The 7,122-nt window shown below is 60.5% G+C and carries 8 protein-coding genes and 1 pseudogene; 5 read left to right on the top strand and 4 right to left on the bottom strand.

The annotated features are described in order from the left end of the window. The coding region (locus tag RCH09_RS19230; protein ID WP_326942761.1) for a hypothetical protein at positions 1–251 on the top strand (251 nt) is incomplete at its 5' end. A 111-nt stretch (positions 252–362) separates the two neighbouring features. Here RCH09_RS19230 and RCH09_RS19225 read toward each other — a convergent pair. Next, on the bottom strand, positions 363–542 hold the full coding sequence (locus tag RCH09_RS19225) for a hypothetical protein (protein ID WP_326942760.1): 180 nt from the start codon (positions 540–542) through the stop codon (positions 363–365). A 148-nt stretch (positions 543–690) separates the two neighbouring features. Here RCH09_RS19225 and RCH09_RS19220 point away from each other — a divergent pair, with 148 nt between their 5' ends. From RCH09_RS19220 to RCH09_RS19205, 4 genes and pseudogenes are all read left to right on the top strand, one after another. Continuing rightward, on the top strand, positions 691–1,749 hold the full coding sequence (locus RCH09_RS19220; protein ID WP_326942759.1) for a hypothetical protein: 1,059 nt from the start codon (positions 691–693) through the stop codon (positions 1,747–1,749). Positions 1,750–1,759: 10 nt separating this feature from the next. Beyond that, positions 1,760–3,184 carry a hypothetical protein gene (locus RCH09_RS19215; protein ID WP_326942758.1) on the top strand — a complete coding sequence of 475 codons (1,425 nt, stop codon included), beginning with the start codon at positions 1,760–1,762 and terminating at the stop codon, positions 3,182–3,184. An 8-nt stretch (positions 3,185–3,192) separates the two neighbouring features. Beyond that, positions 3,193–3,873 (top strand): FkbM family methyltransferase, encoded by a 681-nt coding sequence (locus RCH09_RS19210; protein WP_326942757.1) that lies wholly within the window; start codon positions 3,193–3,195, stop codon positions 3,871–3,873. A 68-nt stretch (positions 3,874–3,941) separates the two neighbouring features. Further along, a pseudogene (locus tag RCH09_RS19205) lies at positions 3,942–4,094 on the top strand (Tn3 family transposase); the annotation flags it as partial. 313 nt (positions 4,095–4,407) lie between these two features. On the opposite strand, the gene RCH09_RS19200 reads toward RCH09_RS19205, so the two are convergent. The 3 genes from RCH09_RS19200 to RCH09_RS19190 form a co-directional block, all read right to left on the bottom strand. Beyond that, the gene (locus RCH09_RS19200; RefSeq protein WP_326942756.1) at positions 4,408–5,727 is read right to left on the bottom strand and encodes a type II toxin-antitoxin system HipA family toxin; all 1,320 of its coding nucleotides are present in this window, start codon (positions 5,725–5,727) and stop codon (positions 4,408–4,410) included. Beyond that, the gene (locus RCH09_RS19195; protein ID WP_326942755.1) at positions 5,724–6,023 is read right to left on the bottom strand and encodes a helix-turn-helix domain-containing protein; all 300 of its coding nucleotides are present in this window, start codon (positions 6,021–6,023) and stop codon (positions 5,724–5,726) included. The genes RCH09_RS19200 and RCH09_RS19195 overlap by 4 nt, the downstream gene beginning before the upstream one ends. A 501-nt stretch (positions 6,024–6,524) precedes the next feature. Beyond that, a complete protein-coding gene (locus RCH09_RS19190) occupies positions 6,525–6,758 on the bottom strand; it encodes a hypothetical protein (protein WP_326942754.1) in 234 nt (77 codons plus the stop codon). Positions 6,759–7,122 lie beyond the last annotated feature (364 nt).

Raw genomic sequence — 7,122 nt, 5'->3', positions numbered from 1 at the left:
GAAGTAGCAAACCGGCTTCGGCCGGACAACGGGGTGTATCAGTTTTAAATCGCTGGCGGCTTGAAAACTGTATCAGTTTTGAATCGTTGTTGACAGGGCGCGACGTGCTTCATTTGCCTGAGACTCTTGGAGCCAAAATTCCCCCGTCCGCTCGCTATGGCCGTCGCTTTGGCGATTGGCGCCGTCGTTTTTATCGCAGTCAAAATGTTCCTGTCACGCTGAGTAAAATGCGACGATTGGTAATCCCTTGAAGTACCTTACCCAAGCACTTCCGCCAATTGCAGCGTTTGCCAAACATCTGCTTGGGGTCAACATCGCCAATTAGCAAATACGTGCATTCGGCAAGGCGCAGTCGTCCGAGATTACGTGACCTTCTCCCCAAAATTAGTACGGCGCTCCGCCTCATGCGCAAACCGACAGAACTGCACCCATGCACACATGTCGCCCACGTGGTCGGCCGGCAGGTTGGCCAGCCAAGCGGCGAAGCGGGGCTGATTCTCCGAATGATGGCGCTGCTCGTTGTCACGCAAGAAGCTGCGCATCGGTCATTCATTCGCCTGGCGTTCCGATTCTGGCTTGTGGAAATCGTCAAGAAGTTCATGCGCCTCGTCAACCTTGACCCACTTGGCTGGCACAGACGTTCAACGCACGGGTAGCATTGTCAAATGCTTACAATCGAGGGGACGTAGCATGAATGTTGACAACACTTCGAAGCGCGAACCCAGGAGCCGTTTGCCCGCCCGTGTTGCGCCCGATCGCAGCGGCGCAATGCGCCAGATGGCCTTGCAGCGTCGTCTCGACGCCCTGTTCCGGGCATTGTCCTCGGACTTCCTGCTGCGCGAGCAGTTCATCACCGACCCGGCCCAGATCGCCGCGGAATACGTCAACGGCAAGCGCATGGATCCGGAGGACGCGGCGGCGATGAATTACCTGATCTATTCCTGCCTGGGCAACAATTACCTGATTTCGTGGTTTCGCGATTATTCGCTTAGGCACGGCAACGAGCGCATCACACGGCAACGTTTCGTCAAGGACTTTTCGGCCGCAGTGGTTAACCAGCGCGCCCAGCACGTGGTCTCGTCCCTGGTGCATTTTGCTCTGAGCGGCAATGCCCGCATCGCGCTGGACGATACCTGGCTGCAAGCGATCTTCGGCGTCTGGGAGACGCAGCCTGCGGATGGCACCGACGATGCCACCGACGAAACCGGCACGGGCGGCACCGGCACCGACAGCACGGGCACCGACAGCACCGGTACGGACAGCACCGGCACCGACAGCACGGGCACCGACAGCACCGGCACGGGTGGCACCGGCACCGACAGCACGGGGACCGACAGCACCGGCACGGGCGGCACCGGCACCGATAGCACGGGCACTGACAGCACCGGCACGGGCGGAACCGGCACCGATAGCACTGGGACCGACGGCACCGGTACGGACAGTACTGGAACGGACAGCACGGGCACCGACAGTACCGGTACGGACAGCACGGGAACCGATGTGACGGACAGCACGCTGACCGCTATCACGTGGAAAACCTACATCACGGACCAGACCGACACGACCCACCCCAGCACCACGCCGTTCACCCATACGGCAATGACGCGCTCGCCGATCACCACCGAGACGACGCAAAACACGATTCGCTTTCTCGGGACCAGCCATGTCGTGGTGACGCTCGAGGCGCTGACCAGCTACGCGCGCCAGCTGATCCGCAGCGGCGCGCTGGAAGCGGAGTGGCATCAGTGAGGCGCGCACCGTGAGCCTTGCCCCCCTGCTGCAGTCGGCATCCGCCGCGTCGCCACCCGTGCCGGACCGGCTGACGGTGGCGGATCTGGACGCGCTGGCCGTCGCGCGCCGCGCTTACGAAGGCGCCGAGTACGCAGCCGCGGCGGCGCAATTCGAAGGCGTGCTCGACGCCCACTCGGCGCACCCGGGCGCGCGTCGCGGACTCACCTTTTCGCTGCTGAAGGCAGGCCGGATGGACGCGGCCGAAGCCCATCTGCTGGGTTGGCTGACCGAGTCCCAGCACGCGGTGCAGTGGACGCAGGCAGAAATCGAGCGCGCCATGGAAGGCACGGACTTCGATCTGCTGGGCAAGCTGGCCAGCCTGCATGCCCAGATGCGCTGGCGCAGTCGCTGGTACCCCACCTGCCTGGCTGCCGACGCAGAGTTTCCGTCAGTCCCACGCGACACCATAACCGTGAGCAAGCTGCGCCACGACATCGGGCAATTCACGTACCTGCGCCGGCTGGGCCTCCTCGATCCCGAGTTCGACGGCATCATTGCCACCTATCGCCAACTGGCCCAATGCTTGATCGAGCAGGATGGCCCGGAGACGCGCCGGCCGATGACACTTAAAGAACGCGCGCTGATCGGGCACGTCTACAACCGGATGGTGCATGTGCCGCAGGTGGGACGCGTTCCGCGTGCGCTGTCGGATGCATGGAAGCCGCGCGAAGTCGAGGAACGCTTTCTCGATCGCGGCGAAGGCGTGGTCGTGATCGATGATTTTCTCAGTTCGCAAGCGCTGGAGGGCCTGCACCGCTTCGCCATGCAAGCGACCGTCTGGACCGGCATCCGGTACGCCTACGGGCGCTTTGGCGCCTTCTTCAACGAAGGATTCAATTGCCCGCTGCTGCTTCAGGTGGCGCAGGAACTGCGCGAGGCGCTGCCGCGTGTGATCACGCCACGCTATCCCTTGCGCCAGATGTGGGGCTTCAAGAATTCGACCGACCTGCCGCCCGCGGCCAACCTGCACGCGGACTTCGCGGCGGTGAACGTCAACTTCTGGCTCACGCCCGAGGAATGCAATGCAGACCCGGCAACCGGCGGCATGATCGTCTACGACGTCGACGCGCCCATCACCTGGGACTTCCACACCTACAATGGCCGGACCGACATCATCAAGGCCTTCTTGCGCGAGAACCGGGCAAAGGAAACCTATGTGTCCTACCGCCGCAACCGCTGCATCATGTTCAATTCCGACCTGTTCCATGGCACGCACGAGGTCCACTTCAAGCCGGGCTTCGAGAACCACCGTATCAACGTGACCATGCTGTATGGCCGGCGCGAAGACGACCGCCTGCACCAGAGCCTTTCCAGCCGGCCAGACCTGCAGGAACGCTGGGGTGGGCTGGGTAGCGCGTGGCGTTCGCATGTCTTCAGCCGGCATCGCCGGTAGGCCTGGCCATGCCATCGCAATACGGACAGGACCACCTCGTCCTGCAACTGCTGGGCGGCCAGCGCGGCGGCTTCTTTCTCGACACGGGAGCGTCGGACGGCATCCGAAGCAGCAACACCGAACTGTTGGAGCGGCACTTCGGCTGGAACGGCCTGTGCGTGGAACCGAACAACCAGTTCTTCGAGAAGCTGGTGCGCGCGCGCCGTTGTACCTGTGTGAACGCCTGCCTGTACGACAGCGAAACCGACCTGCCATTTCTTGAAGCTGCCGGGACACTGGGCGGCCTGATCGACAGCTTTGAGCCAGGCCAGCTCGAACATGCGATGTACATGAAGCAGCTCAGGCTGGACGCAGCCGGGCGGCCGCCGTTGGTGAGCAAGCGCACGATGACAATCGAGGCCGCGCTCGACCATGCAAGCGCACCGCCGGTGATCGATTATTGGAGCCTGGACACGGAAGGCAGCGAACTGCTGCTATTGCAAAGCTTTCCATTTGATCGCTATACGTTCAATGTGCTGACGGTCGAGCACAACTTGCGTCCGGCCCGGCACGCGATCCGGCACTTTATGGAAAGCCGCGGCTTCGATTTTGTCGCAGAATTGGTGATCGACGATTGCTACGTCCGCCGCGCTGCGCTACCGCACCGGCATTCCACCAGCGCGGCCTGGCGGCGCCGCTGGCGCGCCTAGGTTGCAGCAGAATAGGGCCTGGCGAAACGATTTTTTTGAGGGGGAGAATGTTCATCTGGCCCGACAAATATGTGTTTGCGCTGATGCATCGACTCGGGTTTCGCTTCGCGCCGCGCATTGGCGACCAGGGCGACACGAAGTTGTACAGTTCGGGCCCCATCGCGGACTATCCGGGCCTGCAATCCATGATCGGTAGCACGTTCAACATCAAACACCGGCGCCTGCGATGATTCCTGGCGGTTCGGGCACAGCGAATCAAGCCGCCAATCACCCACCAAAAAATCAGTGAAAAAAGGAGATCCAGGACCCCGGCCGTAAGGCTTATCCACAGACGCGGTGTGGCCTGCGCGCAAATAGGGTGGGTCAGTTTTGGGTGAAAACCGTCAGTTTTGGGCGATCGTCAAAAAATGTCATCCTTGATCGCCATGATGTGTAACCCCTGGCTATTGCTCCGGACAGCCCGGGATGTCTCCATGTAGTGGGTGTATCGAATATCGAACCATGCCGCCGGTTAAAGGCCCCGGATTGAAGGCCTCAGATCCTGGGGCGACGCACTTGCTTCCGTGTCCAAGACTGCGCCGACGCATTCACGGCGATGTGGCCTTTCAGCATTTCCTTTTGTTGGCCGGACATGAGCGAGGTCTCGATAATCTCAAGCCACAAGCGCATGGCGCGGTCGACCGCATCAATTACCGCATCCTTCAACTTCGCTTCCGGGACATCCCACTGGTTGGAGAGCCTGCGCACGATGTCCGGCGTGAGGGTCGTTTTCTCTGGCTGCCCAGGGAAGAACACCAGTCCGTGGCCAGCACCCTTCTGGTAGGCCGCATGCGCGACGATGTCGTAGGCAGGGGAGAGGCGCACGGCACCGTCTGCGCGATACAGGAGGCTGAAATTCTTGGTATGGGCATCGAAGTTCCCCAGCAGCTCATTGACTTTGATGCGGCGGACAAGTTCGATGAGGTCGTCGTCCGGTGCCGAAGATCCGTCGATGAGAGCAAGCCCGATGGCAGCGTAGCTTCCTGCATACTTGTTGGCAGGCATGATCTCCAGCGCCTGGGCGAAATCTTCCATGTGAAGACGCCGGGTCGGGGTATCGACATCCCGATCGAATCGATGCACCAGAAGGAAGTTGCGACCATCGTCACGAAGGCTAAAGGGGATCTGGTCAGCGATGGCCGTCATCGGCAACAACTCGGCGACGCATACGGTGACGCCGGCGGCGGCCGCAAGTTGCAGCGACGTGAACTCGACCTCCGGCATGCCCGCACTATCGGTCGCGGGAAGCTTGCCGATAAAGTGCCGCCCCTGATTATTCTTCGATCGCATGACGTAGCGGCCGCCGGGGGCGCTGACAAGGGCGATCTTTGGCTGGACCCCGGAAAGCGAGATAGCCGTCGGAGCGGGCGTCTGGTATGAGCTCAACTCGTAGCTCTCCATCCCTTGTGTCACGAGGCGCCCGAGGGTGGGCGCGTCGAGCTCATCGTGTACGGCCCAGACGTCGCCGGGCAGGTCCTCTCCGCAAGTGGCCAGCAGGGCGAATTCATCCGTCGGATTCAGCTTGCCGTCCTGAATCAACTGTTTTCTAAGTACGCCCTCCGGCAGCAGATTGCTGAAAAACACCGGGAGCACGCCGCCTCCCGGGCCCACGGTCAGTTCTGTCACTGGCGTCATCAGCTGGACCAAGGTCTCGGCCTCCGTGTCTCCCTGGAATGCCTGGGACAAGATAGGGCGGTTGAGATCAAGCGCGTAGGCGTCATCGAAACGGAAGTACGTTCTTCCGTCATCCATGGCGAAAAGGTGCCCGACGTTGGTCTTGCCAAGCCGGATTCGAAGGGAGCGGACGCCGCTCATCGGGCGACTTTCACACCACCCAGGAGACGCTCGCGCTTGAGGCTTTTCGACGATCTCAACAGCGGGCCAGTGTGCCCGACCAGGCCGGCAACCGGTTTCGGAACCAAAACAAGGTCGAGACCCAGCTCCTCGCAGATCGCAAGAAGGGTCGTGAGCTCGACATTGCCGTGCCCGGATTCGAGGCTTCCCAGCGTATTGCGGTGCACCTTGCTGCGGGCGGCGAGATCTGCTTGGGTGACAGCCAACGCTTTGCGTTGAAGCCGTAGCTTGTCGCCAATGTTCTGCAGGGTTGTCATCTGGGGCTCCTTTGCACTGCATATTGTGCATTGCCTGTATGCGCATAATTTACTGTGCAAATCTGCGATGGTCAACCGTTTGCATATTATGCTGTGCAAATCAGCTTCATGCACAACATAAACGGCATGACTATTCTACGACTCCGACACGTCTGGCGCGAGCGCGAAACGATGTCAATCAGCTGAAAGGCTCAAGGCCTGGACTCATTGGCCCCGCCACGTGGAATCAAATACCGCCATCAGCCGCCGCCTCAGCGAGGCCATGAAAACAGCCGGATCCAAGACCGAAATCGCGTTGGCGATAGCGCCAGTGGTTCCCCCACCCACCATGAACCGGATACTCGATGGAGCCGGCAAAAGCGGGCCAGAGAGCTCCACCGTCAGGAAGCTATTTGGCTGCGAGATGGGGCGAGACGAATGCAATATCGTCCCGATGAAATACGAGGGCAGTTTAGTGACTTGGTTTATACCGTTGCGCGGCCGGCCAACCATTCCTTGCCATCATGGGAAGGTCAAGTCCAAACCGATCATCCTGGCAAGGACGAAAGTGAAAAGCACCAGGCCCACGAGCGATAGCACGAAGATTGCGGCCACCTTGCCGCTCGCGCGCAGCACCGAGCGAGTGTCACGCCCTGCCTTCCGTTGATCGTAATGCCACTTGACAGCGAAGAACATGCCCGTGCCGAGCACCAGGACCTTGAACGTAATTAAGACTATCGGGATCCAATCCACCATGTTGCGTATTTCCAGGTTATTACGTGACGCGGGCTATCGTGAGAAGCACGACCTTGACGCGTTGTACGAGCTTCTTCGTCTTCCGGAGGCGCGAAGCCTTCAAGACCGACGTATGTTCCCCAATACTTGACGGCGTGTATGGCTTTGGCGCGCCGTGGCTGGCAGGATATCATTGTCGGGCCCACCGGGCAGTTTGCCGGGCCCGGTCGAACGGATACTCCCCCGCCAAGAAACAGTCTTCAAAGGTAGATGGGATGGATGGCTTTCCTCTAGGGAAACGCGGATTTATTCGTCGATACCGGCCAACCTATTTCGAAGCATAACCGTTATAGCAAGATAGCCATCAACACTTCCCCCAAGATGA

The sequence above is a fragment of the Actimicrobium sp. GrIS 1.19 genome (assembly GCF_035984655.1).
Taxonomy (GTDB): domain Bacteria; phylum Pseudomonadota; class Gammaproteobacteria; order Burkholderiales; family Burkholderiaceae_D; genus Actimicrobium.
This window is presented reverse-complemented; position numbering and strand designations above follow the sequence as displayed.